The following is a 23,813-nucleotide window of genomic DNA, read 5'->3' as shown; positions in this document are numbered from 1 at the left end:
GAGTCATCGTCGGGAAGGGCTTGTCGCTGCGGGCAGCCACCCGGCAGTGCAGGAGCGAAATCAGCGGCAACCAACCGCTCGGCGCCCTGCGCAGGCTGGCCGACACCACGGAGCGCAGCTACGAGGTGGCACTCAGCGATGCCGGACGATATCAACCGAGATTTCCACGGCCGTCACGCTGCCGCGATTCTCCAGCCAGTGCGTGGTGGTGTGGTCTTCGGGCCAGCCGAGGCCTGGTCCGTAATCCGTGGCGACGCCGTTGCGATGGTCGGTGATGCTGCCCTGCAGGATGAACACCGTGCCAGGTCGGTCCACGTGGTCATGCACTGGCCCGAAGACGCCGCCAGGCTCGATGGTCACCCGGCGCATCCGCAACTGGCGGCCCGCCATGCCTTCGATCTCCGGACCAAGGTCGACCGCGGACAGCAACTCCACCGTCACACCCCGGGTCTCGGGCACCACCTCTTCGCTGTTCATCACACCGGCCTCGCTGATCGAGAGTCTCTCTGAGCCAGTAAAGACCCTGGCATGGGCTGCTCGAATCGAGGCGACAGAGGGGCGTCAGCCCACCGCCGGCAGACGCTGCAGGTCGCAGAGAGCGGTGGGGCCCAGCAGGCTCTGCTCGAAGTCTTCCAGGCCGTTGTAATGGCGCTGCAGTTCCTCGATGCGACAGCTCAGCTCCTCCTTCTTCGCGGCAATCGCCTGGCGCACCAGCTCCGCGCGCGAAAGCTCATCGCCGCGCTGGAAGATTTCCTGCATCTCCCTGAGGCGGAATCCCAACTGCTGGGCGCACTTGATGAACAGCAGCAGCTCGACCGCCTCCTGCGTGTAGACACGGTACTTGCCCAGCCGCTGCGGCGTGGGCAGCAGGCCGATGTCCTCGTAATGACGAATGCACTTGACCGTGGTGCCGGACAGCTCGGCGACCTTCCCGATATACATGTGAGCCACTCCCTGCAGACCGCGGCAAGGATGCTGCAGTGGCGGGGAAAAACCCAGCCCGCGATTCATCCGGCGGCGAGCGCCTGTACTTGTCGCAGCCAGCTCTCGCGCCGCTGTGGCGGTGAGTGGAGGAGCGGACCGAGCATGAGCGTCTGGGTCGGCCGGATGCCGCAGAATTCCAGGGTAGCCCTGCGCATCTGCTGCAGCGCCGGCATGCGCTGGAACCAGCGGAAGTACCAGGGCGGCGTGTCCATGGTCACCAGCAGGTGCGCGGTGCGGCCCTTTAGCAGTTTTTCCGGGAAGGGCGAGCCCTTCCGATAACGGAAGGCAAAACCGGGCAGTAACACCCGGTCGAGAAAGCCCTTGAGCAACGCGGGTACCCCGCCCCACCAGACAGGGAACACCAGGGTCAGGTGATCGGCCCAGGCAATCGCCTGCTGCGCCTGGAGCAGGTCCGGCTCCAGCGCTTGCGCGCCGTTGTAGCCGTGGCGCAACAGTGGGTCGAAGGCCAGCTCGCCCAGGCACAATAACCTCACCTCATGCCCGGCTCCGCTGGCCGCCTCGCGGTAGCGTTCGGCGAGGGCGGCACAGAAGCTGTCGCCGCTGGGGTGCCCGAGGATCAGCAGAATCCGTTTTTGTCGCATGGTGCTCAACTCCTGGTGAAAGCGAGCCGAGCCTAAAGCCTCCCCCTGAGGGGAGAGTCAACCATGCCGAGCGGTGATCGGCTGGGGGCAGTCACTGCCCCTTCGTCGGCTGCCAGTCCAGCAGGTGATGGGTAAAGCCGTAGCTTGCCGACTGGTAGTAGCTGATCGCCCGGTCCACCAGCGGGTCGCCGGTGTTCGCCGTCACCTCCGTGCTCGCCCCCAGTGCCTGGTTGTGCCGGCGCAGTTCGCCACGCGGGCTGAGGATCGCCAGGTCCTGGCCGTCGAACAGGCCCAGGTGCTGGTAGTTGCCGATCACCACTCGCGGTGGCAGAGCGCTCGGCGCCATCAGGTTGCGACCGTAGAAGGTCGAGGTGTAGCTCAGGTTGAGGATCGACAGCAGGCTGGGTGCCAAGTCGAGCTGGCTGGCCAGTTCCGCGCGCTCCCCGCTCGGCAGCAGCTTGGGTGCGTAGATGAACAGCGGGATCTGGTAGTTCGCCACCGGCAGGTCTTCCTTGCCGGCGCTGCCCGCGGTGTGGTCGGCGACGAACACGAACAGGGTGTTGTCGAACCAGGGCTTGCTCCTGGCCGCCTTGAGGAACTGGCCGATGGCGTAGTCGGTGTACTTCACCGCGCCGTCGCGCCCCTCGCCCGAAGGGATGTCGATGCGGCCGTCCGGGTAGGTGTACGGGCGGTGGTTCGAGGTGGTCATCAGTTGCAGCAGGAACGGCTGCTGGCGAGTGTGGTCCTCATCCGCCAGCTTGATGGCCTGGGCGTAGAGGTCCTCGTCGCTCATGCCCCAGGCGTTCTTGAAGTGGATATCCGCTTCCTGGACGCTGGACTGGTCGACGATGCGGTAGCCGTTGCCACCGAAGAAGGCATTCATGTTGTCGAAGTAGCCACGGCCGCCATACAGGAACACGGCGTCGTAGCCGACGTTCTTCAATTGCTGGCCCAGGCTGGCGAAGCCGCTTTCGCGGCCGACGCGCTTGACGATGGAGCGCCCCGGCGTCGGCGGGATCGACAGGGTGATGGCTTCCAGGCCGCGGTCGGTGCGGGTGCCGGTGGCGTAGAAGTTGTTGAAATAGAGGCTGTTGCGGCGCAGCTCGTCGAGGTTCGGCGTGAGGTCGCGCTCGTCGCCGTTGCTGCCCAGGTACTTGGCGCTCAGGCTCTCGATGGTCACCAGGACGATGTTGTAGCGCTTTGCCGCGCCGGCGCTGACGATGCTGCGGCGAATATCCATCGGCTCGCTGCCGGTGAAGCGGACGCCCGGTTCGGCCAGCTCCGCGCGAATCTGCTGGGTGACTTCCCCGGCCGGCAGGGTCGCGTAGAACTGCGGGTAGTCCAGCTCGTTGTTACGGAATGCGGCGAAGAACTGGTACGGCCCGTTGCTCGCCAGCTCGCGGGCATAGGTGTTGCCGTCCTGGCCGCGCGGGGAATCCTGGTCGACCAGCAGGCCGGCCACCAGCGCCAGTGCCAGCAACGCGGCACAGCCCAGCAGGCGCCGCGGCAGGGACGGCACTTCGGCTGTAGCGAGGCGGCGCAGGGGCTTGAACAGCACGAGGGTCACGGCCAGGGAAAGCGCTGCCAGGATGCTCAGCAGCAGGCCGATGGGGTAGGACTCGAGGATGTTGTTGAGCACCTCGTCCGAGTACACCAGGTAATCGACCGCGATGAAGTTGAAGCGCACGCCGAACTCATCCCAGAACAGCCACTCGGCTACCGCCGTGAAGAGCATCACGTAGACGCTGACGAACAGCGTGGCCGTCAGCAGCCAGCGCCAGGCAGCGCTGCGCCAGACCCGCGCCGGCATCAGCAGCAGGACCAGGCCCATCGGCAGCAGGGCATAGACCAGGAAACTCAGGTCATACAGCAGGCCGATGGCAAAGACCGCCAGGTGCGCCGAGCCCACCTCGGGCAGGTGGCCAATCAGCAGGACCGACCGGGTGAGGAAGAAGACGATCAGCCAGAGCAAGGCGACCAGCGCCAGGAAGCGCGTCGGTGCCGAGCGGAAAAGTTGCATGGGGTGTCCCTTGTAGTGGTTCTTCCTGCGCTACACGATGCGGCGCAGGTCAGCGCCGGTGCCGGCAGCCGGGGCGTGACAGTACAAGGCGAAAGGAAAAGAAATCGTCAAATGGAGCTGCCGGTTTCGTGAATTGCCGATGATCCGCTGGCGATCACGTTCAGGCGACGGCACTGGCGCACGAAAAGTCCCGCTCCACGACTTTTTCACATGTCCTTGACGAGACCTTGATCGCGCGATTCGACAATGGCGGTAACTGACGAGTCCGCACCCCATGAACGAACCCCAACGCCTGTTCGCCCCCTCTCCCGCTCACGAGCGCGATGCCCTTGCCGGCCGTTCGCTCGGCGGCGGTCTTTGCCAGCGGATTCGCCAGTGGCGGCAGAAGCGCCTGCTGCGCCTGGCCCTGCGCATGGCCGAGGAGCCGATCCTGATGCTCGAGGTATCGCGGTCGCCGGGCGCCGCCTGGCCGGTGCTGCTGGAGCACAGCAATCGCATCATCGTGGCAACCTGCCCGTCCGTCGACTCGCTGGAGCAAGCCCACAACAAGCTGCCCGAGGCCATGAAGCGGCGGATCAGGGACCTGCCCGCCCCGCAGGAGCAGGCCGAACTGCGCAAGGGCTCGGTCGACTGCCTGCTGCTTCCGGAAATCCCCCAGACTGCCTGCAACAGACAGAACATCCGGCTGCTGAACCAATGGATCCCGGTCACCCGCGACAGCGTGATCCTCTTCGCCCGAGTCGGCCAGGGCAGCCCCGCCGCCCCAGCGTCCGGGCCCTGCCCCTGCGGCTCCGAGCCGCATTCCGACGGCCCGGACTTCCCGAGCGCCCACACCCTGGAGCGCGAGTTCCAGCGCCTGGGCTTCGCGCAGATCCGCCACTACAACGTGATCCCCGGCGCGGACGGGGTGCGGGTCTATATCCTGCGCAAGTGACCACTTGCACCATCCGTCGCTGAAGCAATGGGCGCGGGCACGCTCGCTATACTGCTGGTTTGCCTTCACCGATGATTCTCAGGGGTTCTCCCCGATGCAGAACAGCAAGGCTTCGCGCCGCTTTCCGTGGCTCACCCTGGCGCTGGTTCTGGGCAGTGTCGCCGGCTGGCAGCTCGGCGATGCGATCGGGCTGCACGGCAAACGCTGGTTTGTCGAACCCGAGTTCATCTTCGAGATTCTGGTGGCACTCAGCGGCGCGCTCTGTGGCGCGCTGCTCTCCTATGCCAGCGAGCGCGGGCCGCTCTGGCGAGCGCTCGGGGTACTCGCGGGCGCCTGCTTCATCGTGGCCGTCCTCGGCTATTGCCGGCACCGGCTCGGAGTACCCTCTGCGGACATGGGACTGCTGACCTACGCCCGGCAATTCATCCTGCAGACCTTCGGCATCTGGATGTCGCCCGTGATCGGCGCAGCGCTGGTTTCGCTGTTGCGGGTGATTCTGCGCTGAACCCTGTGACATGATCGCCGCTCCACCGCCCGCTCCGGAGCTCCCATGTCGCTGACCCTGCTGCTGCGCTGCCACGACCTCGATCTCACCCGCGAGCACTACCGCGACACGCTCGGCTTCAGCGTGACCGACTCCGCACAGGGTACGCTCAGCGTGCAACTGGAGGACTGCCGCCTGCTGTTCACCGCCCAGGATCTGTGGGGCGGCGAAGTGGCGTGCTCGGGGACGGTCTACCTGCAACTCGCGGACGTTGCCGGCTACTTCGCCGCCGTGCAGGACCGGGCACAGATCGCCTGGCCCCTGCAGGACATGCCCTACGGCTCGCGGGAGTTCGGCGTGCGCGACTGCAACGGCTATCACCTGGCCTTCGCCCAGCGCACCACCAGCTGAGCGGGGCGCGCATACGAGTACCGCCGAGGAGCACCAGCAGCGCGTGCAGGACGTCCTGCTGGTCGTCACAGTCGGTACCATCCGGCCTCATGCGTGGTGTCGTCTCCTGCTGTCGGCGCGCTACAGCCCGGCCACCAGCGAAGTGTTCAAGGCCTGGATCGAAGCGCAGTTCGTCGCTGGCGCGCCCGGGGAGTCTGGCACCAGCTGGCCGCTCCGCCTCACTGCCCCGCCTCGGCCAGCAACCAGTCGCGGAACGCCCGCACCTTGGGCAATTCGGCACACTCCGGGCGATAGACCACGTAATACGCCTGGGTCAGCGGGCAAGCCGGGCCCCGATCGGCGAAGGGGCGGATCAGCCGCCCGGCCGCCAGGTCGTCGCGCACCATCACGCTACGCGCCAGCGCCAACCCCTGCCCCTCCATCGCCGCCTGCAGCACCGCCGCCGAATTGTTGATGCGCAGGCCATGGCTCGCCTGCACCTGCGCATAGCCCGCCGCATCCAGCCAGCGGCGCCAGGTCGGGAAATCCGGGTCGTGGGCCATCGACAGATCGTGGATCAGCGTGGCTCGCTCCAGCGCAAGAGCCGACAGCTTGCCATTCCTGAGCAACGCGAAGTCCGGCGCGCACACCGGGAAGATCGTCTCCTCCATCAGCCGCGTTGCCGTCAGCCCTGGCCATCGCCCGCGCCCGTAGCGCACGCCGACGTCGATGCGATCCACCTGGAAGTCGACGGCTCGAGCATTGGTGTCCAGCAGTACGTCCAGTTCGGGATGCGCCTGCTGAAAACCCTCGATTCGCGGCAGCAGCCATTTCGACGCGAAGGCCGGGCTCACAGCGACCGTCAGTCCTGTGTTGACACTGGCGTCGCGCAGCCGCGACAGGCCCAGCGCCAGGCGCTCGAAGCCCTCGCGGATATCCGGCAAGGCGGCGCGCGCTACCTCGGTAAGCTGCAACCGCGCCGAGCCACTGGCGGCGCGGGTGAACAGGGCAACGCCCAGCCAGGATTCGAGGTGGCGAACCTGCTGGCCGACAGCCGCCGGAGTGACGTTCAGCTCCGTTGCCGCCGCGGAGAAACTCTGGTGCCGGGCCGCCGCTTCGAAAGCGCGCAGGGCATTCAGGTAAGCCGGGGTTGTCATCGATAGATTTTCTATGTCGATCAGGAAGAACTTGTGCGTTGTCGGCCACTTCGCCGAGATCGACAATTTACCCCACAAAGCCATCCCAAGCGACCAGCAAAAGGCTACTGAGCGCTGAACGACGGCTTCTTCCGATCACCGGCCAGCGGCCAGCGGCCAGCGGCCAGCGGCCACAGCGAGGACTTCCACCATGAATAGTTTTTCTAACAAGGTTGCCATCATCACCGGCGGCGGTTCAGGCATCGGCAAGGAAGTCGCACGGCGCCTCGTCGAGGCCGGCGCCAGCGTCGTCATCGGCGGCCGCGACGGCGCCAAGCTGCAAGCCGCAGCGCGTGAAATCGACCCCAGCGGCGAGCGCGTGCGTAGCCTCGCCGGCAGCATCGCCGACCCGGCCACCGCCCAGGCCCTGGTCGAACTGGCGCAGCGCGAGTTCGGCGGCGTCGACATCCTTATCAACAACGCCGGCATCTTCACGCCCAAGCCGTTCCTGGAAGTCACTCCGGAGGAATACGACGCCTTCCTCGATACCATCCTCAAGGGCAAGTTCTTCATGGCCCAGGCGGCAGCCAAGGCCATGCTGCAGCGCGGCGGCGGCGCCATCGTGCAGACCGGTTCGCTATGGGCCATCCAGGCCATCGGCGCCACGCCCTCGGCGGCCTACTCCGCGGCCAACGCCGGCGTGCATGCGCTGACCCGCAACCTGGCCATGGAGCTGGCCGGCTCGAACATCCGCATCAACACCGTGGCCCCGGCCGTGGTGGAAACGCCGGTCTACGGCACCTTCATGGATGCCGAACAGGTCAGGCAGGTATTGCCGACCTTCAATGCCTTCCACCCGCTGGGGCGCAACGGCCAGCCGGGCGACGTGGCGGCAGCGATGCTGTTCCTGGCTTCCGACGAGGCCTCGTGGATCACCGGCACCGTGCTGCCAGTGGACGGCGGCGTCACCGCCGGCCGCCAGTGACCAGACGGGCGCCGCAAGGCGCCCGTTTGCCTTGCTCCGGCCTCAGACCGTGACGACTATCTTGCCCACCTGCTGGTTGGCTTCGAGGAAGCGATGCGCCTCCTGGATCTGCTCCAGCGCGAAGGTCCGCGCGATCACCGGGCTCAGCGCGCCGGACTCCAGGCCCTTGACGATGAACGCCTTGGCGCGCTCCAGCGCCGCCGGGTCGGCGACGATCTCGGCGTAGAGGTAACCCTTGAGCGTCAGGCTCTTGCCGAGCACGGTGAACAGCGGGTACGGCGTCGGCTCCGGGCTCAGTGCGCCGTACTCGAGGAGGATGCCGCCACGGGCCATGGCCTGGGTGAGCACCTCGAAACCAGGGCCACCGATCGGGTCGAACACCACGCGGGCGCCCTGCCCGCCGGTGAGCGCCATGACCTTCTCGACGATATCCTCGTCATCGCTGACGATCACGTGATCGGCGCCCGCCTCCAGCAGCGCCTGCTTCTTGGCCTGGGTGCGGGTCACCGCAATGGAGGTGGCACCGACCATGCGGGCGATCTGGAAGGCGGCCAGCCCCACGCTGCTCGATGCCGCGGTGACCAGCACGAACTCGCCCTTCGACAGTTTCGCCTGCTCCACCAGCGCGCCCCAGGCGGTGACGTACTGCATCCAGGATGCCGCGGCCTGTTCGAAGCTGAGGTTCTGCGGGTGCTTCACCACCAGGTACGCCGGCACGTTGGCCACTTCGCCGTAGGTGCCCCAGCGGGCGATATCCAGCGGCGGGATCAGGCTTACCGCATCGCCGACCGCGACATTCTTCACGGCACTGCCCACCGCATTCACCACGCCGGCCGCCTCGTAGCCCAGACGACTGGGGAACTCGGCCTCCTGCAGGTAGGCGTGGTTGCGGAACATCACTTCGGCACGGTTCAGGCCGATGGCCCTGACCGCGATCTGTACTTCATCCGGCGCCGGGGCAGGTACATCCACCGCCTCCAGTTTCAGGACGCTGGCGTCACCGTATTGGTGGATTCTGACAATGCGGGCCATGGCAAACCTCTTCTCGATCGGGGGCCGGGACGAAAGCGCCGGCCGGAATGGGAGTGTAGAAAGTCCCTGCAACGGTGCTCGACCGTCCGCGACATGGGGAGAAATCTAGGCGTTGGTCCGCTGCGGATAAAGGCCTAGGATGGGCGGACACTTGAAACGCAGGGTTTGTAATGGACCGCCTCGAACAAATGGCCGTCTTCGTCAAGGCGGTGGAACTGGGCTCCTTCAGCGCCGCTGCCGAAGAACTGCAGCTGTCGTCGCAACTGGTAGGCAAGCAGGTGAAGATGCTCGAACAGCACCTGGGCCTGTCGCTGCTCAACCGCACCACGCGGCGCCAGAGCCTCACCGACTTTGGCCGGGCCTTTTACCAGCGCGCCAAGCTGATCCTGGCGGACATGGAGGCGGCGGAGAACCTGGCTGCGGAAACTCGTGGCACGCCCAGCGGGCGGCTGCGGATCAATGCGCCGGTGACCTTCGGCATGCGCATCCTGTCGCCACGCCTGCTGGAGTACATGGTGCGCTATCCGCAGGTGTCGGTGGACCTGACACTGGCCAACGAACTGGTGGACCTGGTCAACGACGGCTACGACGTGGTGTTCCGAATCGGCGAGCTGGCCGACAGCCGCCTCAAGGCCGTCGCCCTCGCGCCGTACCAGTTGCTGCTGTGCGCCGCCCCCGCCTACCTCGCGCGCCGCCCGGCGATCCGCACCCCCGAGGACCTGAGCCAGCACGAATGCCTGGGTTTCGCCTTTTCCGATGGCCGATCGAGCTGGACTTTCGACGGCCCGGAAGGACGTATCGAGGTGCCGATTACAAGCCGTTTGACGATCAATCAAGGCGACCCGCTGCTGGCCGCCGCCATCGCCGGACTGGGCGTGGTGCTGCAGCCTCGGGAGCTGGTTGGCGAGGCACTGCGCAACGGCACGCTGGTTCATCTGTTGCCGCAATACAGCGTGCCGGCCTCGCCGATGCACATCCTCTACGCCCCGGACCGTCGCCTGACGCCCAAGCTGCGCAGCTTCCTCGACTTCGCCAGCGCCGCTTTCGGTCGCCCGGCCTGAACCTGGCCGGGTGGCGCCGGCATTGCCCGGGGCTGGCCAGCGGCCGCCAGGAACCGGCAGACTGTCGGCGAAGAAACAGGAGCCGCCATGGATAGCCACAGCCCGCCCACCCTGCGCACCGAGCGCCTGCTGCTGACGCCCGTGCAACTGAGCGATGCGCCGACCATCCAGCGCCTGTTCCCGCACTGGGAAGTGGTGCGCTACCTCGACCGCCGCGTGCCCTGGCCCTATCCGGCCGACGGCGCGCTGGTCTATGTACGCGACTGGGTGCTACCGGCCATGGCCCGTGGCGAGGAATGGCACTGGATGATCCGCCTTGCCAGCACGCCGGACGACGCCATCGGCAACATCTCGCTGTTCGACCAGCCGGGCAATCACCGTGGCTTCTGGCTGGCGCCGGCCTGCCAGGGGCGCGGCTACATGGGCGAGGCTTGCGATGCGGTCAATCGCTTCTGGTTCGAGACGCTGGGAAAGCCGCTGATGCAGGTGCCCAAGGCCATCGTCAACGAAGGTTCCCGGCGTATCTCCGAACGCGAGGGCATGCGCCTGGTGGGCCGCGACGAAGGCCACTTCGTCAGTGGCGTACTGCCACGGGAAACCTGGGAGCTGACGCGCGAGGAGTGGCTGGCACGCCATGCAGCCGACTGAACGGGCCTGGCAGGGCGAACTGTGGCTCAGCGCAGACTTCTGCCTCGTCGCCGGCACCACCGGGCACGCACGCGCCCACGCCCACTACGCGCATCAATTGCTGATGGCTTGCGAGGGTGAGGTGAAGGCGCTGCTCGACGACCAGCCACAGCAGGCCTCGCTGCTGGTGATCGCCTCCAACCAGCGCCACGCGATCCTCGACGGCGACCAGCGCGCCGTCACCCTGTTCGCCGAGCCGCTGGCGTTCGAGCTGGCTGACCTGCAGCAGCTGTGCCTCAACACCGGGCCGAACCTGCCGGCCCTCGCGCAATGCCTGCGCGAGCTGCCGCGCCGCGAGCTCGACCCGCGCCTGGATAGAGCCCTGCAACGCATCCGCGCGCTGGATGACGGCGCCCTGCCCGCCCAGGAACTGGCCGAGACAGCCGCGCTCTCGCTGAGCCAACTGGAGCGGCTGTTCAGCGGCACACTGGGGCTGTCGGTACGCCGCCTGGTGCTCTGGCAGCGGCTGCGCCAGGCACTGCGCCTCGCGATGGCCGGCGACAGCCTGACCAGCGCTGCCATCGCCGCCGGCTTCGCCGATTCCGCGCACTTCTCGCGCAGCGTGCGCAGCCAGTTCGGCATTCGCGCCGACCTGACGCTGCGCCAGCTGAAGCTGCGGCTAATCGACTAGCGCGCGGCGCAGCTCTGCCGGCAATGGTGCCGGTGGATGCGCTGCATCGGAGCGGCGAAACGGCTCGGCGATCTGCTCCAGGTAGGCGGCCGGGTAATCGGGCCGATCACCGATGCCCAGGTCATCCTCCGCCAGTTCATAGTCCGGCAGGTACAGCGCGGTGCCCAGCAGGCGATCCCAGAAGCTGAAGAACAGCGCGAAGTTCACATCCCCCGTGGTGCCGTACTTCAGGTGATGCAGGCGGTGCAGCGGCGCCCAGGCGAACACATGGCGCAGCGCGCCGATGCGCATATCCACGTTGCTGTGCTGCAGCAGCAACTGGATCGCGATGGCGAACGCCAGCAGCGCCGCAACCTCCACGGGAATACCCAGCAACAGCAGCGGCAGCGTGCCGCCCAGGGCTTCGAGCATCTGGTGCAGCGGGTGCTTCATCAGGCCGTTGAAGCCGTACATGCGCGTCACGCTGTGGTGCACCGCGTGCAGACGCCAGAGCAGTGCGGAACGGTGGCTGGCGTAGTGCACCAGAGTGATGCCGAGATCGGCGATCAGCAGCGCCACCAGCAGTTGCAGCGCCAGCGGCCAATCCGTCGGCCACAGTTCGACGTGCGGCAGCCACAGGGCCAGCAATGGAATCGCTGCAATGCCCAGGGCGTTCAGCGTCTCGTTGACCAGCGCGTGGGCCAGGTCGCGGGCGCCATCGCCGTGACTCTCGTTCCAGCCCGCTCGATACGGCCAGAACCGCTCGGCAAGAAAGGCCAGCAGGATCGCCAGCGGCAACAGCGCCGGCAGGCAGAGCAGCGATACGCCTTCACCGACCAGGTACAGGGCCAGGCCGATGAAGCCGAAGAACAACGCGGGGGCGTAGAGGTGTCGCATGGGGCAACTCCGGTGCAGGTGGGAGTCGCCAGTGTTCCCGTTGCTGCGTCACCGGCGCTTGAACAATCCGCGCATCTCGCCGGATCAACGCCGCCAGGCACACCCCAGCGCACTGAGTGCCAGTATCAGCGCCGCGCCGGCGTAGGCCCAGATCGCCGGCACCTGCGGCAGCAGCACGCCGGCAAGGATCGGTCCGAGCCCGGCGCCGATGTCGCGCCAGACCGCATTGCCGGCCAGCGCCTGGATGCGTGCCTGCGGATTGCGGCTGGCGACCAGCGTGACCACCAGCGGCAGTTGCAACGCGCGCAACACCAGCACGAAGAAGGCGCCGACGAACAGCCAGTAGCTGCCGAACATCAGCAGCGCCAGCGAGGTGGCCAGCGACAGGATCACCAGCATGCGCAGCGCGCCGAAGCGGTCCGCCAGGCGCCCGCCGAAGGGGCTGAAGAGCATCTCGCTGAGATAACGCACCGCCATCAGGATGCCCGCCACCAGTACGCCGGTGCCGCCCAGATGGGTCTGCGCGTAGAGCGACAGGCCGAAGATGAACAGGCCGTCCAGGGTCACGCCTTCGATGAACGACCAGGTGGCGATGCTGTCCGGCAGGCGCAGACGGCGACCGCTGCTGACGGGAATCTCGTGCCCCGTGGCCGGCAGCGCACGAGCGCGCCAGAGGCCGCACAGGGCGGCCACGCAGAGTACGAAGAACACGCTGCGCGGCCCGAAGGCCTGGGCCATCACCGCCCCCAGCGGCAGGGCCAGCATCGGCCCGATGGACAAGGTCGCCCGCGAGCGGCCGGCGCGCCGCGCGGCGCCTTGCGCTTCAGCGGTGGCGAGGGTCTGGGTGCTGAGGTTGAAGGTGGCGAAACACAGGCCCCAGACCAGGCGAAACACCAGCAGTACGGCAAACCCGGAGAGCGTTGCCGAGGCCAGCGCGCAGAACGCCGTGGCGAACGCTGCGAGGCTGCAGGCGGCGCGGTCACCATGGCGCGCGTAGAAGCGCACCACCCAGCCATAACCGACGATGCGTACCAGGCGGTTGGCCGCCAGCAGGATGCCCGCTTCCACCAGGGTCACGCCGAAGTCCGCCGCGTACATCGGCAGCAGCAGGTAGAGCAGCACGTCGGCGGGCAGGCACAGGCCGAGCACCTGGGCGGAGTTGCGCGAATCTCGATCGGCGCGGCGCAGTGGCGCCTGCTCGGCAGCGGACGACATGACAGTCTCGTGACGGCGACGGGGGCCGCAGGATAACCCGCCCCCCGACCCGCAAGACAAGCCTTACGCCCACCCCGACGGCTGTGCTATCGCGCGAGTGTGCGCAGGAAGGAGGCGATCACCTGGCTGCTGCGACGCTCAGCCAGGTAGTACAGGTAGGTCTCGGTGAACGCCGGGTCGCCGATGATGCGGATGGCCTTCAGGCGTGGATCGGCGATGTACTCCGCCTCGGACACCACGCCGATGCCGATGCCACGGATCACCGCCTCGCGCAGCGCCTCGCGGCTGCCGATCTCCATGGCGATGCGCGGGGTGACATCCGCCGCTTCCAGCACCCGCTCCAGGGCCACGCGGGTGGTCGAGCCCTGCTCGCGGCGCAACAGCGGCTGGCCCTGGAGCGCCTGCAGCGGCACCGCGTCGTGGCGGGCAAAGGGGTGTTCGGCGTGGGCGAAGAGGATCACCGGGTGCCGCGCATACAGCTCGGCGACGAAGGCCGGGTCGTCATGCAGCCCGGCCAGCACGCCGACATCGGTCACGTAGTTCTCCAGGTCGGCAAGCACCGACGCCGAGTTGCCGATACGGATCGACACGTCGATCTGCGGATAGTCGCGGCGATAGCGGTCGACCATCTCGATCACATGAAACGGCCCCACCGCGCCGACCTTCAGCTGACCGCGATTGAGCTGGCCGGAATCGCGCAACAGGTTGGTCGCCTCGGATTCGAGCATCGACATCTGCTGGGCGATGGGCAGCAAGTCGCGACCCACGGCGGTCAGCTCGATGCGCCGGCCACGGCGATGGAACAGCTCGACGTTGAATTCGCGCTCCAGGCCCTGGATCTGCGTGGTCGCCGTCGGCTGGCTGAGGCCGATGGCCCGGGCGCCGGCACTGAAGCTGGCGTGGCGGGCGACGGCAAGGAAGGTGCGCAGGCGGGCGGTGGACATCCATAGCTCCTATCAATGGATTTGCGTGCAAACCCATATTGATTTGATGGCGTGACTGTCACATGACAGCCCTAGCTTTGGCGCTACCGAACACAACCTCCGGGTAACGCCATGACTTCGCTGACCAGACTGTTCCGCTTCGCCGTGCTGCCGCTCGCCTTCGCCTCCGCCCTGCTGTCGACCGCCCAGGCGCAGGACGCCCTCACCATCGGCCTGATCCCCTCCGAGGATTCCCAGGCCATGATCAAGAGCAGCCAGCTGGTGCTCGACCAGTTGCAGGAACGCCTGGGCATGCCGGTGAAGCCTTTCGTGGCCACCGACTACAACGGCGTGATCGAAGCCCTGCGCGCCGGCAAGCTGGACGTCGCCTACCTCGGGCCGTTCTCCTACGTGCTGGCGAACCAGGTGGCCGGCGCCGACGCCTTCGCCGTGGCGGTGACCAAGAAGACCGGCAGCAGCGCCTACCACAGCCTGATCATCGCCCGGAAGGACAGCGGCATCCGCAGCCTGGACGACCTCAAGGGCCACACCTTCGCCTTCGTCGACCCCAGCTCGGCCTCCGGCCACCTGTTCCCCAAGGCCGGCCTGGAACAATCCGGGCATGACCCCAAGGCGCTGTTCTCGCGGGTGATCTTCTCCGGCTCCCACGACGCCAGCATCCTCGCCGTGGAGAACCGCAAGGTGGATGCCGCCGCCGTGGCCGACCGCATACTCGCTGGTGCCATCAGCGCCGGCCAGGTGCAGCAGGACGACTTCCAGGTGGTCTGGAAATCCGACGACATTCCCGAATCGCCCATGGTCTGGCGCAAGAACCTCGACCCGGAACTGCAGAAGAAGCTGGTCGCCGCGTTCGCCTCGATCAAGGACGTGCCGTGGGGCGACCAGGGCCTGCTCAATGGCTTCCAGCCGACCAACGACGCCGCCTACAACGTGGTGCGCGACACCGCCAAGGTGCTCGACCTCGACCTGCGGAGCCTGAAATGATCCGCGTCGCCCAACTGACCAAGGGCTACGGCGACAACCCGGTGCTGCGCGGGATCGATCTGCGCATCGAGGCCGGCGAGTTCGTGGTGATCCTCGGTCAGTCCGGCGCCGGCAAGTCCACCCTGCTGCGCTGCATGAACCGCCTGGCGCAGGCCGACAGCGGCACGCTGCAGGTCGCCGGGGTCGATGCGCTGCTGCCCCGCGACCAGCGTGAACTGCGCCGCCGGGTGGCGATGATCTTCCAGCACCACAACGTGGTGCCGCGCCTGTCGGTGCTGAAGAACGTGCTCACCGGGCGCCTGGGCTGCGTCGGCACTCTCGCCTCGGTGCTGCAACTGTTCAGCCGTGAAGACATCGCCCTGGCCCGCGAATGCCTGCGCCGGGTGGAACTGGAACACAAGGCCGATGCGCGCACCGATTCGCTGTCCGGCGGGCAGATGCAGCGCGTCGGCATTGCCCGAGCGCTGGCCCAGCGGCCGCAGGTGATCCTCGCCGACGAACCGGTGGCGAGCCTCGACCCGAAGACCGCGCAACTGGTCATGCACTACCTGCGCGAAGCCACCCGCACCCTGGGCATTACCGTAGTGTGCAACCTGCACCAGGTGGACCTGGCGCGCGAGTTCGGCGACCGCATCGTCGGCCTGGCCAACGGCTGCGTGGTCTTCGACGGCAGCGCCGGGGAACTGGATGAATCGGCGCTGCAGCGGATCTACCAGCAACGCCCAAGCGGCGAGGCGACCGCCTACCAGGCGGCGGCTCGCGCGGTGTACACCAGCGGCACAGGAGTCGGCGCATGAACCTGCGAAGCCATCAGTGGATGGTCGAGACGCCACACAGCAAGCGCGGTTGGCTGACCACCGGCGCCGCCGTACTGGCGGTGCTCTACCTGCTGCACTGGAGCGCCGAGGGCGCGCAACTGAGCTGGAGCGAACTGGCCAGCGGCCTGCCGCAGATCGGCGACTTCCTCAGCCGCTCGCTGCCGCCGGACCTGAGCATCCTCCCCAGCCTCTGGCGCCCGGCGCTGGAAACCCTGCAGATCGCCCTCTGGGGCACGCTGCTGGGCATCGTCCTGGCGGTGCCGCTGGGCTTCCTCGCCGCGCGCAACCTGCACGGCAACCGCTGGCTGTACCTGGGCACGCGACAATTGCTCAACGTCATCCGCAGCATCAACGAGCTGATCCTCGCCCTGGTGTTCGTCTCGGCGGTCGGCCTCGGCCCCTTCCCCGGCGTGCTGGCCCTGGCGCTGCACGGCGTGGGCATGCTCGGCAAGTTCTTCGCCGAGAGCATCGAGGAGATCGACCAGGGCCCCATCGAAGCCTTGCAGGCCACCGGCGCGCGGCCGTTGCAGGTGATCACCGCCTGGATCGCCGTGGTGCTCTATCGCTTCGAGGTCAACCTGCGCTCGGCCACCGTGCTCGGCATGGTCGGCGCCGGCGGCCTGGGCTTCGAGCTGGTGAGCAGCCTGAAGCTGTTCAAGTACCCGGAAACCGCCACCTGCATCCTCGTCATCACCGTCATGGTGGTGCTCGCCGACCTGCTCTCCAACCGCCTGCGCCACGCCATCCAGGGCAACGGCCGGCACTGATCCACTCTCCCTCCTTAACCCTGCCGCGTGCGCCTTCCGGGCGCGCGCCGGGCAGGCTCATGCCTGGAGTTTTGCCAGATGTCCGCACCCGCCGTTATCGGTCAGGCCGATGCCCACCTGCGATCAATCGATTGGAACGAAAACCACGAGGCCCCGAGCATGGCCGCAGATTCAAACAACAACAAGGAACTGCCCATGCCTGCCCGATTCCACAATCCGGTCGCCACCGTTTTCGGCGGCGGCAGCCTGGACCGCATCGCCGACCTCTGCCAAGGCAAGGTCGCCCTGGTGACCTTCCCCGAAGCCGCACAACTGGGGCTGATCGAGCGCGTCCGCCACCTGCTGGGCGACCGCCTCGCCTACGTCATCGACGACGTGCAACCCAACCCCGACGTAGCCTGGCTGCGCAACGTGCACGAGCGCTTCTGGCGTGAAGCGGGCGACTGCAGCACGGTATTCGCCCTCGGCGGCGGCAGCGCCATCGACACCGCCAAGGCGCTGGTCGTCGGCACCGGGTCCGGGCGCTTCGACGAACTGCTCGACCTGCTGGCCGCCGGCAAGCCTTTCGTCCCGGCACGGCACAAGACACTGGTCGCCGCGCCGACCACCGCCGGCACCGGCAGCGAAGTGACGCCCTGGGCGACCATCTGGGACGCGCAGCAACAGAAGAAATACTCCCTGCACCTGGACTGCACCTGGCCGCAGGTGGCGCTGGTCGACCCGGACCTGATGCTCAGCGTGCCCGCCGGGGTCACCGTGTCCACCGGGCTGGACGCGTTGTCCCACGCGCTGGAATCGATCTGGAACCACAACGCCAACCCGATCTCCGACACCTTCGCCATCTCCGCCATCGAGGACATCCTCGACTGCCTGCCGCGTCTGCAACAGGACCTCGGCAACCGCGAACTGCGCTCGCGCATGGCGCTGGCCGCGCTGAAGGCCGGCATGGCCTTTTCCAACACCAAGACCGCGCTGGCCCACTCCATCTCCTACGAGATGACCCTGCGCCACGGCCTGCCCCACGGCATCGCCTGCTCCTTCACCCTGCCGCTGGTGCTGGGCCTGGCCTGGGGTCGCGACGCCGACCGCGACCGCGTGCTGCAGCGCGTCTTCGGCAGCGACCTCAACGGCGCCCAGCAGCGCCTGCGTGAATTCCTCCATCGCCTCGGGGTCAAGACCGAGTTCGGCGATTACGGTGTGACGTCCGCCGAGGCCGAAGCGATGATCGACTTCGCCATGCAGGGCGCACGCGGCCGCAACTTCATCGGCTCGCAAGCCGCCTGAGGCCGCCCTTTAGCCGGCGGCCCTGGCTGCCGCCTTTTCCTGTTGCACCGAAAACCTATTGCACCGAAGAAGAGTGCCGACACGCCGAGCCTTGCGCCGGCGCGAGCGAACAAGAAGGAAAACCGCCATGAACCGTGCACAAACCCTGCCTGGCCTTGAGTCATCCGTGTCGCCCTTCCGCGTGGCGCAGTGGCGCATGCTGCTCGCCGCGATGTTCTGCTACCTGTTCTTCTATACCGGCCGCCAGACCTTCGGCTTTGCCATCCCCGGTATCCAGGCCGAGTTCGGCCTGAGCAAGGAAACCCTCGGCTGGGCCTCCAGCGCCATGCTCTGGATGTACGCCATCGGCCAGGCCATCAACGGCAACCTCGCCGACAAGTTCGGCGGCCGGCGCATCATGAGCCTGGGCGCGGTGCTGTCCTGCGGCGCCAACTGGGTCACCAGTTTCGCCGGCGGCTTCGGCAGCCTGATCCTGCCGTGGGGCATCAACGGCTACTTCCAGGCGCTGGGCTGGGCGCCGGGCAGCCGCCTGCTGTCGAACTGGTGGAGCGCCGCCGAGCGCGGCAAGGTGTACGGCTTCTACGTGTTCGCCGCCGGCTGCGCCTCGGTGCTGTCGTACGTCACCTCGGTGGTGGTGATCGACGTATTGCACCTGGAGTGGCGCTGGATCTTCCGCCTGCCGGTGCTGCTGATGCTCGCCGGCGGCATCGTGTTCTACCTGGTGGCGCGGGAACGCCCGCAGGACATGGGCTTCGAGCCGCTGGCCGACACCGGCGTGGCGAATGCCGAGGACCGCTCCAGCGAAGCGGCCCACGGTGAAGAGGAAAGCTCCACCCAACGCTACCTGGCGGTGCTGAAGAACCCGCGCCTGCTGGTCGCCGCACTGTCCCTGGGCTTCCAGAACGCGGCGCGCTACGGGCTGATCGTCTGGGTGCCGGTGCACTTCCTCGGCGCCGACTGGCAGAAGGGCCAGAGCTTCATCGACCCGAAGTGGATCACCATCGCCCTACCGGTCGGCATGGCCGTCGGCGCACTGAGCAACGGCTGGGTCTCCGACCGCCTGTTCGGCAGCAAGCGCTACCGCGCGATCATGCTCTACATGGTGCTCGGCGCGCTCACCAGCCTGTGGATGTGGAGCCTGCCGGCGCACAGCAGCATCGGCCTGCTCGCGCTGTTCCTCTGCGGCTTCTTCGTCTACGGCCCGGCGTCGAGCTTCTGGGCGCTCTGCCCGGACCTGGTCGGCGCGCGCCGCGCCGGTACCGCCACCGGGATCATGAACTTCTCCTCCTACCTCTTCGCGGGTCTGGCCGAACCCCTGATCGGTCGCATGCTGGACACCACGGGCAATACTTCGCTGATCTTCATCGTGGTCACCACGGCCTGCGTGTGCAGCGCGGGGGTCGCCCTGTTCGTCCGGCGCTGAGGGCACGGCCATGCGCCTAGCCTTCCTCACAGAGAGACCTCATGTACCAGTACCACAAGTGGTTGCGCTCCTTTCACGCCGTGGCCCGCACCGGCAGCTTCACCCAGGCCGCGGCGCTGCTCAGCGTCGGCCAGCCGACCATCAGCGAGCAGGTCAGCGGCCTGGAGAAGCGCTTTTCGGTGGAGCTGTTCCACCGCCGCGGGCGCTTCATCGAGCTGAGCCCGGCCGGCGAGCAGCTCTACGCGATCACCCAGGGCCTGTTCGGCCAGGAGGACGAAGCCTTGCAACTGCTGCAGAGCTTCCAGCAGCGCAAGCAGGGCATGTTGCGCATCGGCGCGGTGTCGCCGCCGATCGCCATGAGCCTGACCTACGCGCTGATGCAGCGTTACCCGCACATCGAGCTGGAGACCTCGTTCACCAGCGAGGCCGGCACCCTGGAGCGGCTGTACAACTTCGACATCGACGTCGCGATCCTCGCCCTCTCGGAGTTCGACCAGCGCCTGAGCACGCAGCTCTACCGCACCTGCCCGATCCTCGCGGTGGTGCGCGACGACCACCCCTGGGCGCAGCAGGAATCGGTCAGCGTGCAGGAGATCGCCAGCCAGCGCGTGGTGTTGCGCGAGCCGGCCTCGCGCACCCGCCAACTGGTCGAGGAAGGCTGCCGCCGACATGGCGTGGAGCTGGACTGCGCGATGCAGCTGAACAGCCGCGAGGCCATCGTCCATGCGGTGGTGCACGGCATCGGCGTGGGCTTCGTCTCGGCGGTGGAGTACGCCGACCGGCCCGGCACGCGCTCCATCGCCTTCGCCGAGGAGCCGTTCCACATCGACTACTACCTGTGCTGCCTGGGCATCCGCCGCAAGCGGCCAATCATCGCCGAGCTGTTCGACTCCACGGCCTGATTCTCGGCCCGAATACCCCGTGACACCGCGAGCCTGCCATGACGCCGGGCGGGCCGCGCTCATCTCCGCTTTTCACCAGGAATCCCCTCACAGGAGCATCACCATGCATTACCAGCAACCCAAGCAACTGCAAGCCACGATCCTCGACTGGGCCGGCACCGTGGTCGATTTCGGCTCCTTCGCGCCGACCCAGATCTTCGTCGAAGCCTTCGCCGAGTTCGGCGTGCAGGTCAGCCTGGAAGAAGCCCGCGGCCCCATGGGCATGGGCAAGTGGGACCACATCCGCACCCTGTGCGATATCCCCGCCATCGGCGAGCGCTACCGCGCGGCCTTCGGTCATCTGCCCACCGACGATGACGTCACGGCCATCTACGAACGCTTCATGCCGCTGCAGATCGAGAAGATCGCCGAGCATTCGGCGCTGATCCCCGGCGCTCTGGAAGCCATTGCCACCCTGCGCAAGGGTGGGCTGAAGATCGGCTCCTGCTCCGGCTACCCGGCGGTGGTGATGGAGAAGGTCGTGGCACTGGCCAAGACCAACGGCTACGTCGCCGACCACGTGGTCGCCACCGACGAAGTGCCCAACGGCCGCCCGCACCCGGCACAGGCGCTGGCCAACGTGATCGCCCTGGGCATCAATGACGTCGCCGCCTGCGTGAAGGTCGACGACACCTGGCCGGGCATCCTCGAAGGCCGCAGCGCCGGCATGTGGACCGTGGCGCTGACATGCTCGGGCAACGCCCTGGGCCTGACCTATGAGCAATACAAGGCGCTGCCGGCGCACCAACTGGAACAGGAACGCCAGCGCATCGGCCAGATGTTCGAAGGCTCGCGGCCGCACTACCTGATCGACACCATCGCCGAACTGCCGGCGGTGATTGCCGATATCAACGCGCGCCTGGCGCGGGGCGAGATGCCGCAGAGCAGTTGATTGATCGGTTCAACCAAGAAGGCCCGCCCAGCGCGGGCCTTCTGCTGTCTGTAGGAGCGAGCTTGCTCGCGAACATCACCATGGAGAATCGGTTCGCGAGCAAGCTCGCTCCTACAAAAGATTGGCCATGCCACACCGTGATATCACGGCAATAGCACTTCAGACCGTTCGTCAGTCCTCGGTAAAAATTCGGAACAAAATTTCCGTCCTTCATCTCGAACCGTCGGAACTGTCATATCCGCGTTACACATCCGATAGCGGTGTATCAACGGATTTACAGCGATTAGAACGGATTCACGGTCGCATTCCGGACCTTTCGTCATAATTCGACGAGTTATTGCAAGATATTTCACAAGGACGCGAAATGGCTCTTCTCTCTTGCCGTAGAGAGCTGCCGGTGGCTGCCGGCCCTGCTCCACGCACCCCACGGACGGGTATCGATTCCCCCCTTCGAAGCGCACTGCGCCAGGCCATCCTGGCCTCCCTGGCCGTGAGTGCCTGCACTGGCGTCGCCCTCGCCGCCGACCCGCTCCCCGCCCAGCAGCTTCTGCAGCAGCAGGAGCGTGATCGCGCGCTGCGCGAGCAGATGGAACCCTCGCCGGATGTGCGCCTGAAGCTGCCGCCCAGCGGCCTGGAAGGCAACCGCCTGCCGCGCAACGAGGCGCCCTGTTTTGCGATCCGCCAGATCACCCTGACCGGCGACGCCGCCGAGCAATTCCAGTGGGCCCTGCGCGCCGCCGACCCTAAGGACGACCCGGCCAGCGGCCAGTGCCTGGGCGCCAACGGCATCAACCTGACGATGAAGCGCATCCAGAACGCCATCATCGAACGCGGCTACGTCACCTCCCGCGTACTGGCGCAGCCGCAGGACCTGAAGAGCGGCACCCTGGCGCTGACCCTGGTGCCGGGGCGTATCCGCTCGATCCGCTTCGCCGAGGACACCTCGCACCGCGCCAACGCCTGGAACACCGTGCCCGCCAAGCCCGGCGACCTGCTCAACCTGCGCGACATCGAACAGGCGCTGGAGAACTTCAAGCGGGTGCCCACCGCCGACGCCGACATCCAGATCACCGCCGCCGAAGGCGCCGGCGCGCAGCCCGGCGAGAGTGACCTGGTGATCGCCTGGCGGCAGAAATTCCCGATCCGCTTCAGCCTCTCGGTGGACGACTCGGGCACCGACGAGACCGGCAAGTACCTGGGTACCACCTCGGTGTCCTTCGACAACTTCCTGACCCTCAGCGACCTCTTCTACTTCAGCTACAACCACGACCTGGGCGGCGGCGACTCCGGCGATCGCGGCTCGCGCGGCCACACCCTGCACTACTCGGTGCCCTTCGGTTACTGGCTGCTGGGAGTGACCTCCAGCGAGTACGACTACCACCAGACCATCTCCGGGGCGAACCAGGACTACAGCTACAGCGGCGAGAGCAAGAACGACGAGATCAGCCTCACCCGCATGCTCTACCGCGACGCCGTGCGCAAGACCACCGCCAGCATCGGCGGCTGGAGCCGGCGCTCGAAGAACTGGATCGACGATACCGAGATCGAGATCCAGCGCCGGCGCATGGCCGGCTGGTCGTTCGGCCTGACCCATACCGAGTACATCGGCGCCTCCACCCTCTACCTGAGCAGCGGCTACCGCCGCGGCACCGGAGCGCGCAACGCCATGGCGGCGCCGGAGGAGCCCTTCGACGAAGGCACCTCGCGCTCCAAGATCATCACCGCCGAAGCCCAGCTCAGCGTGCCCTTCGCCATGGGCGACCAGCGCCTGCGCTACAGCAACACCTGGCGCGCGCAATGGAACCGCACGCCGCTGGTACCCCAGGACCGCTTCACTATCGGCGGGCGCTACAGCGTGCGCGGCTTCGACGGCGAGCAGATCCTCTCCGCCGACCGTGGCTGGCTGACCCGCAACGACCTCGGCCTGGCGCTCGGCCAGACCGGCCAGGAGGCCTACGTGGGCGTGGACTACGGCGAAGTCGGCGGGCAATCGAGCAAGTACCTGATCGGTACCCACCTGGCCGGCTACGTGCTGGGCCTGCGCGGCGGCTATCGCGGAGTGTCCTACGACGTCTTCGTCGGCCAGCCGATCAGCAAGCCCAAGGGCTTCGACACCGCCAGCACCACCGGTGGCTTCAACCTGACCTGGTCCTTCTGAGGAGGCGCCCATGCATATCGACGGATTCGACATCACCGCGCCGGGCTTCTTCGACGAGCCCTGGAGCGAAGCCGAGGCGCTGGGCTCGGCGGTCTGGCTGTGGCTGCACTCGGCGTCCCACCGCGACATCCCGCTGCACGCGCTCAATGCCCTGCTGCTGCCGGCGATCAGCCATCGGCAGTTCATCCTCGGCCGGCAGAACGGCCGCCCGGTGTTCTACGTCGCCTTCAGCAACCTGAGCCTGGAAGCCGAGGCGCGCTACCTGAGCCAGCCGGCCATCTGCATGCCGGCCGCCGACTGGAACAGCGGCGAGCGCATCTGGTTCAACGACTGGGTGGCGCCGTTCGGCCACTCCGTCCCGGTGTCGCGCGTCCTGCAGCGGCACTTCTTCGCCAACCGCTGCGGCCGGGCGCTGTACCACCGTGGCGAACAACGCGGCCTGAGGATCAAGAAGTTCCAGGGTGTCGCGGTCATGCCCGCCGAAGCGCGCGCATGGTTCTCCGACCACCCGCTGGCCATCCAGCTCTGAGCGCGCCCCGCGGCCTGCGCCCTGAACCGACAAAGG

At 67.2% G+C, this 23,813-nt stretch carries 25 protein-coding genes; 16 read left to right on the top strand and 9 right to left on the bottom strand.

Annotated features, from left to right (window positions below):
- Positions 1-132: 132 nt before the first annotated feature.
- The 4 genes from L6D89_RS03660 to L6D89_RS03645 form a co-directional block, all read right to left on the bottom strand.
- The gene (locus L6D89_RS03660) at positions 133-477 is read right to left on the bottom strand and encodes a cupin domain-containing protein (protein ID WP_236170669.1); all 345 of its coding nucleotides are present in this window, start codon (positions 475-477) and stop codon (positions 133-135) included.
- 84 nt (positions 478-561) lie between these two features.
- Positions 562-942 carry a MerR family transcriptional regulator gene (locus L6D89_RS03655; RefSeq protein ID WP_236198773.1) on the bottom strand — a complete coding sequence of 127 codons (381 nt, stop codon included), beginning with the start codon at positions 940-942 and terminating at the stop codon, positions 562-564.
- A gap of 65 nt (positions 943-1,007) precedes the next feature.
- Positions 1,008-1,586 (bottom strand): NAD(P)H-dependent oxidoreductase, encoded by a 579-nt coding sequence (locus L6D89_RS03650; RefSeq protein WP_236198772.1) that lies wholly within the window; start codon positions 1,584-1,586, stop codon positions 1,008-1,010.
- 91 nt (positions 1,587-1,677) lie between these two features.
- The gene (locus tag L6D89_RS03645) at positions 1,678-3,606 is read right to left on the bottom strand and encodes an LTA synthase family protein (RefSeq protein WP_236198771.1); all 1,929 of its coding nucleotides are present in this window, start codon (positions 3,604-3,606) and stop codon (positions 1,678-1,680) included.
- Positions 3,607-3,880: 274 nt separating this feature from the next.
- On the opposite strand from L6D89_RS03645, the gene L6D89_RS03640 reads away from it, so the two are divergent.
- The 3 genes from L6D89_RS03640 (at position 3,881) to L6D89_RS03630 (ending at position 5,435) form a co-directional block, all read left to right on the top strand.
- A complete protein-coding gene (locus L6D89_RS03640) occupies positions 3,881-4,540 on the top strand; it encodes a hypothetical protein (protein ID WP_236198770.1) in 660 nt (219 codons plus the stop codon).
- Positions 4,541-4,634: 94 nt separating this feature from the next.
- Positions 4,635-5,045, top strand: coding sequence for a hypothetical protein (locus L6D89_RS03635; RefSeq protein WP_236170674.1), 411 nt, complete (start codon positions 4,635-4,637; stop codon positions 5,043-5,045).
- A gap of 45 nt (positions 5,046-5,090) precedes the next feature.
- A complete protein-coding gene (locus L6D89_RS03630) occupies positions 5,091-5,435 on the top strand; it encodes a VOC family protein (protein ID WP_236198769.1) in 345 nt (114 codons plus the stop codon).
- A gap of 218 nt (positions 5,436-5,653) precedes the next feature.
- On the opposite strand, the gene gcvA is transcribed toward L6D89_RS03630, so the two are convergent.
- Positions 5,654-6,571, bottom strand: a complete 918-nt coding sequence (gcvA, locus tag L6D89_RS03625; protein ID WP_236198863.1) for a transcriptional regulator GcvA — start codon at positions 6,569-6,571, stop codon at positions 5,654-5,656.
- A gap of 190 nt (positions 6,572-6,761) precedes the next feature.
- On the opposite strand from gcvA, the gene L6D89_RS03620 reads away from it, so the two are divergent.
- The gene (locus L6D89_RS03620) at positions 6,762-7,535 is read left to right on the top strand and encodes an SDR family NAD(P)-dependent oxidoreductase (protein WP_236198768.1); all 774 of its coding nucleotides are present in this window, start codon (positions 6,762-6,764) and stop codon (positions 7,533-7,535) included.
- A 42-nt stretch (positions 7,536-7,577) separates the two neighbouring features.
- Here the strand turns inward: L6D89_RS03620 and L6D89_RS03615 are convergent, their stop codons facing one another.
- On the bottom strand, positions 7,578-8,567 hold the full coding sequence (locus L6D89_RS03615) for a zinc-dependent alcohol dehydrogenase family protein (protein WP_236198767.1): 990 nt from the start codon (positions 8,565-8,567) through the stop codon (positions 7,578-7,580).
- A gap of 170 nt (positions 8,568-8,737) precedes the next feature.
- Between L6D89_RS03615 and L6D89_RS03610 the strand changes: the two genes are divergently transcribed.
- From L6D89_RS03610 to L6D89_RS03600, 3 genes are all read left to right on the top strand, one after another.
- Positions 8,738-9,628 carry a LysR family transcriptional regulator gene (locus tag L6D89_RS03610; RefSeq protein ID WP_236198766.1) on the top strand — a complete coding sequence of 297 codons (891 nt, stop codon included), beginning with the start codon at positions 8,738-8,740 and terminating at the stop codon, positions 9,626-9,628.
- An 87-nt stretch (positions 9,629-9,715) separates the two neighbouring features.
- A complete protein-coding gene (locus tag L6D89_RS03605) occupies positions 9,716-10,276 on the top strand; it encodes a GNAT family N-acetyltransferase (RefSeq protein WP_236198765.1) in 561 nt (186 codons plus the stop codon).
- A complete protein-coding gene (locus tag L6D89_RS03600) occupies positions 10,263-10,946 on the top strand; it encodes a helix-turn-helix domain-containing protein (protein ID WP_236198764.1) in 684 nt (227 codons plus the stop codon). The genes L6D89_RS03605 and L6D89_RS03600 overlap by 14 nt, the downstream gene beginning before the upstream one ends.
- On the opposite strand, the gene L6D89_RS03595 is transcribed toward L6D89_RS03600, so the two are convergent.
- From L6D89_RS03595 to L6D89_RS03585, 3 genes are all read right to left on the bottom strand, one after another.
- Positions 10,935-11,822, bottom strand: coding sequence for a sterol desaturase family protein (locus L6D89_RS03595; RefSeq protein ID WP_236198763.1), 888 nt, complete (start codon positions 11,820-11,822; stop codon positions 10,935-10,937). The genes L6D89_RS03600 and L6D89_RS03595 overlap by 12 nt on opposite strands.
- An 84-nt stretch (positions 11,823-11,906) precedes the next feature.
- Positions 11,907-13,037 carry an MFS transporter gene (locus tag L6D89_RS03590; RefSeq protein ID WP_236198762.1) on the bottom strand — a complete coding sequence of 377 codons (1,131 nt, stop codon included), beginning with the start codon at positions 13,035-13,037 and terminating at the stop codon, positions 11,907-11,909.
- Between the two features lie 86 nt (positions 13,038-13,123).
- The gene (locus L6D89_RS03585; protein ID WP_236198761.1) at positions 13,124-13,981 is read right to left on the bottom strand and encodes a LysR substrate-binding domain-containing protein; all 858 of its coding nucleotides are present in this window, start codon (positions 13,979-13,981) and stop codon (positions 13,124-13,126) included.
- Between the two features lie 111 nt (positions 13,982-14,092).
- Between L6D89_RS03585 and phnD the strand changes: the two genes are divergently transcribed.
- The 9 genes from phnD (at position 14,093) to L6D89_RS03540 (ending at position 23,777) form a co-directional block, all read left to right on the top strand.
- Positions 14,093-14,965, top strand: a complete 873-nt coding sequence (gene phnD / locus L6D89_RS03580) for a phosphonate ABC transporter substrate-binding protein (protein WP_236198760.1) — start codon at positions 14,093-14,095, stop codon at positions 14,963-14,965.
- A complete protein-coding gene (gene phnC / locus L6D89_RS03575) occupies positions 14,962-15,762 on the top strand; it encodes a phosphonate ABC transporter ATP-binding protein (RefSeq protein WP_236198759.1) in 801 nt (266 codons plus the stop codon). Before phnD ends, phnC begins: the two co-directional genes overlap by 4 nt.
- Positions 15,759-16,550: a phosphonate ABC transporter, permease protein PhnE gene (gene phnE / locus L6D89_RS03570; protein ID WP_236198758.1), complete on the top strand. Its 792-nt coding sequence runs from the start codon at positions 15,759-15,761 to the stop codon at positions 16,548-16,550. Before phnC ends, phnE begins: the two co-directional genes overlap by 4 nt.
- Before the next feature lie 195 nt (positions 16,551-16,745).
- Positions 16,746-17,834: an iron-containing alcohol dehydrogenase PsrA gene (gene psrA / locus L6D89_RS03565; protein ID WP_236198757.1), complete on the top strand. Its 1,089-nt coding sequence runs from the start codon at positions 16,746-16,748 to the stop codon at positions 17,832-17,834.
- A gap of 127 nt (positions 17,835-17,961) precedes the next feature.
- The gene (locus L6D89_RS03560; protein WP_236198756.1) at positions 17,962-19,257 is read left to right on the top strand and encodes an MFS transporter; all 1,296 of its coding nucleotides are present in this window, start codon (positions 17,962-17,964) and stop codon (positions 19,255-19,257) included.
- Positions 19,258-19,298: 41 nt separating this feature from the next.
- On the top strand, positions 19,299-20,159 hold the full coding sequence (locus L6D89_RS03555; RefSeq protein ID WP_236198755.1) for a LysR substrate-binding domain-containing protein: 861 nt from the start codon (positions 19,299-19,301) through the stop codon (positions 20,157-20,159).
- Positions 20,160-20,262: 103 nt separating this feature from the next.
- Positions 20,263-21,090, top strand: a complete 828-nt coding sequence (gene phnX / locus L6D89_RS03550) for a phosphonoacetaldehyde hydrolase (RefSeq protein WP_236198754.1) — start codon at positions 20,263-20,265, stop codon at positions 21,088-21,090.
- 490 nt (positions 21,091-21,580) lie between these two features.
- The gene (locus L6D89_RS03545; protein WP_236198753.1) at positions 21,581-23,248 is read left to right on the top strand and encodes a ShlB/FhaC/HecB family hemolysin secretion/activation protein; all 1,668 of its coding nucleotides are present in this window, start codon (positions 21,581-21,583) and stop codon (positions 23,246-23,248) included.
- A 10-nt stretch (positions 23,249-23,258) separates the two neighbouring features.
- The gene (locus L6D89_RS03540) at positions 23,259-23,777 is read left to right on the top strand and encodes a toxin-activating lysine-acyltransferase (RefSeq protein WP_236198752.1); all 519 of its coding nucleotides are present in this window, start codon (positions 23,259-23,261) and stop codon (positions 23,775-23,777) included.
- Positions 23,778-23,813: the final 36 nt, after the last annotated feature.

This window comes from Pseudomonas pseudonitroreducens, from assembly GCF_021603645.1.
In the GTDB taxonomy this organism is placed as follows: Bacteria; Pseudomonadota; Gammaproteobacteria; order Pseudomonadales; family Pseudomonadaceae; genus Pseudomonas; species Pseudomonas pseudonitroreducens.
The sequence above is the reverse complement of the archived record's forward strand: the minus strand, read 5'-3'. Positions and strand labels throughout refer to the sequence as shown.

Bases quoted from the DNA above. Each gene is read 5' to 3' on its own strand.
- L6D89_RS03590 (WP_236198762.1), bottom strand. From the start codon at position 13,037: ATGTCGTCCGCTGCCGAGCAGGCGCCACTGCGCCGCGCCGATCGAGAT.
- L6D89_RS03660 (WP_236170669.1), bottom strand. From the start codon at position 477: ATGAACAGCGAAGAGGTGGTGCCCGAGACCCGGGGTGTGACGGTGGAG.
- L6D89_RS03650 (WP_236198772.1), bottom strand. From the start codon at position 1,586: ATGCGACAAAAACGGATTCTGCTGATCCTCGGGCACCCCAGCGGCGAC.
- phnD (WP_236198760.1), top strand. From the start codon at position 14,093: ATGACTTCGCTGACCAGACTGTTCCGCTTCGCCGTGCTGCCGCTCGCC.
- L6D89_RS03600 (WP_236198764.1), top strand. From the start codon at position 10,263: ATGCAGCCGACTGAACGGGCCTGGCAGGGCGAACTGTGGCTCAGCGCA.
- psrA (WP_236198757.1), top strand. From the start codon at position 16,746: ATGCCTGCCCGATTCCACAATCCGGTCGCCACCGTTTTCGGCGGCGGC.
- L6D89_RS03635 (WP_236170674.1), top strand. From the start codon at position 4,635: ATGCAGAACAGCAAGGCTTCGCGCCGCTTTCCGTGGCTCACCCTGGCG.
- L6D89_RS03585 (WP_236198761.1), bottom strand. From the start codon at position 13,981: ATGTCCACCGCCCGCCTGCGCACCTTCCTTGCCGTCGCCCGCCACGCC.
- L6D89_RS03540 (WP_236198752.1), top strand. From the start codon at position 23,259: ATGCATATCGACGGATTCGACATCACCGCGCCGGGCTTCTTCGACGAG.
- L6D89_RS03595 (WP_236198763.1), bottom strand. From the start codon at position 11,822: ATGCGACACCTCTACGCCCCCGCGTTGTTCTTCGGCTTCATCGGCCTG.
- phnE (WP_236198758.1), top strand. From the start codon at position 15,759: ATGAACCTGCGAAGCCATCAGTGGATGGTCGAGACGCCACACAGCAAG.
- L6D89_RS03605 (WP_236198765.1), top strand. From the start codon at position 9,716: ATGGATAGCCACAGCCCGCCCACCCTGCGCACCGAGCGCCTGCTGCTG.
- L6D89_RS03555 (WP_236198755.1), top strand. From the start codon at position 19,299: ATGTACCAGTACCACAAGTGGTTGCGCTCCTTTCACGCCGTGGCCCGC.
- L6D89_RS03615 (WP_236198767.1), bottom strand. From the start codon at position 8,567: ATGGCCCGCATTGTCAGAATCCACCAATACGGTGACGCCAGCGTCCTG.
- gcvA (WP_236198863.1), bottom strand. From the start codon at position 6,571: ATGACAACCCCGGCTTACCTGAATGCCCTGCGCGCTTTCGAAGCGGCG.
- L6D89_RS03640 (WP_236198770.1), top strand. From the start codon at position 3,881: ATGAACGAACCCCAACGCCTGTTCGCCCCCTCTCCCGCTCACGAGCGC.
- L6D89_RS03655 (WP_236198773.1), bottom strand. From the start codon at position 942: ATGTATATCGGGAAGGTCGCCGAGCTGTCCGGCACCACGGTCAAGTGC.
- L6D89_RS03630 (WP_236198769.1), top strand. From the start codon at position 5,091: ATGTCGCTGACCCTGCTGCTGCGCTGCCACGACCTCGATCTCACCCGC.
- L6D89_RS03560 (WP_236198756.1), top strand. From the start codon at position 17,962: ATGAACCGTGCACAAACCCTGCCTGGCCTTGAGTCATCCGTGTCGCCC.
- phnC (WP_236198759.1), top strand. From the start codon at position 14,962: ATGATCCGCGTCGCCCAACTGACCAAGGGCTACGGCGACAACCCGGTG.
- L6D89_RS03620 (WP_236198768.1), top strand. From the start codon at position 6,762: ATGAATAGTTTTTCTAACAAGGTTGCCATCATCACCGGCGGCGGTTCA.
- L6D89_RS03645 (WP_236198771.1), bottom strand. From the start codon at position 3,606: ATGCAACTTTTCCGCTCGGCACCGACGCGCTTCCTGGCGCTGGTCGCC.
- phnX (WP_236198754.1), top strand. From the start codon at position 20,263: ATGCATTACCAGCAACCCAAGCAACTGCAAGCCACGATCCTCGACTGG.
- L6D89_RS03610 (WP_236198766.1), top strand. From the start codon at position 8,738: ATGGACCGCCTCGAACAAATGGCCGTCTTCGTCAAGGCGGTGGAACTG.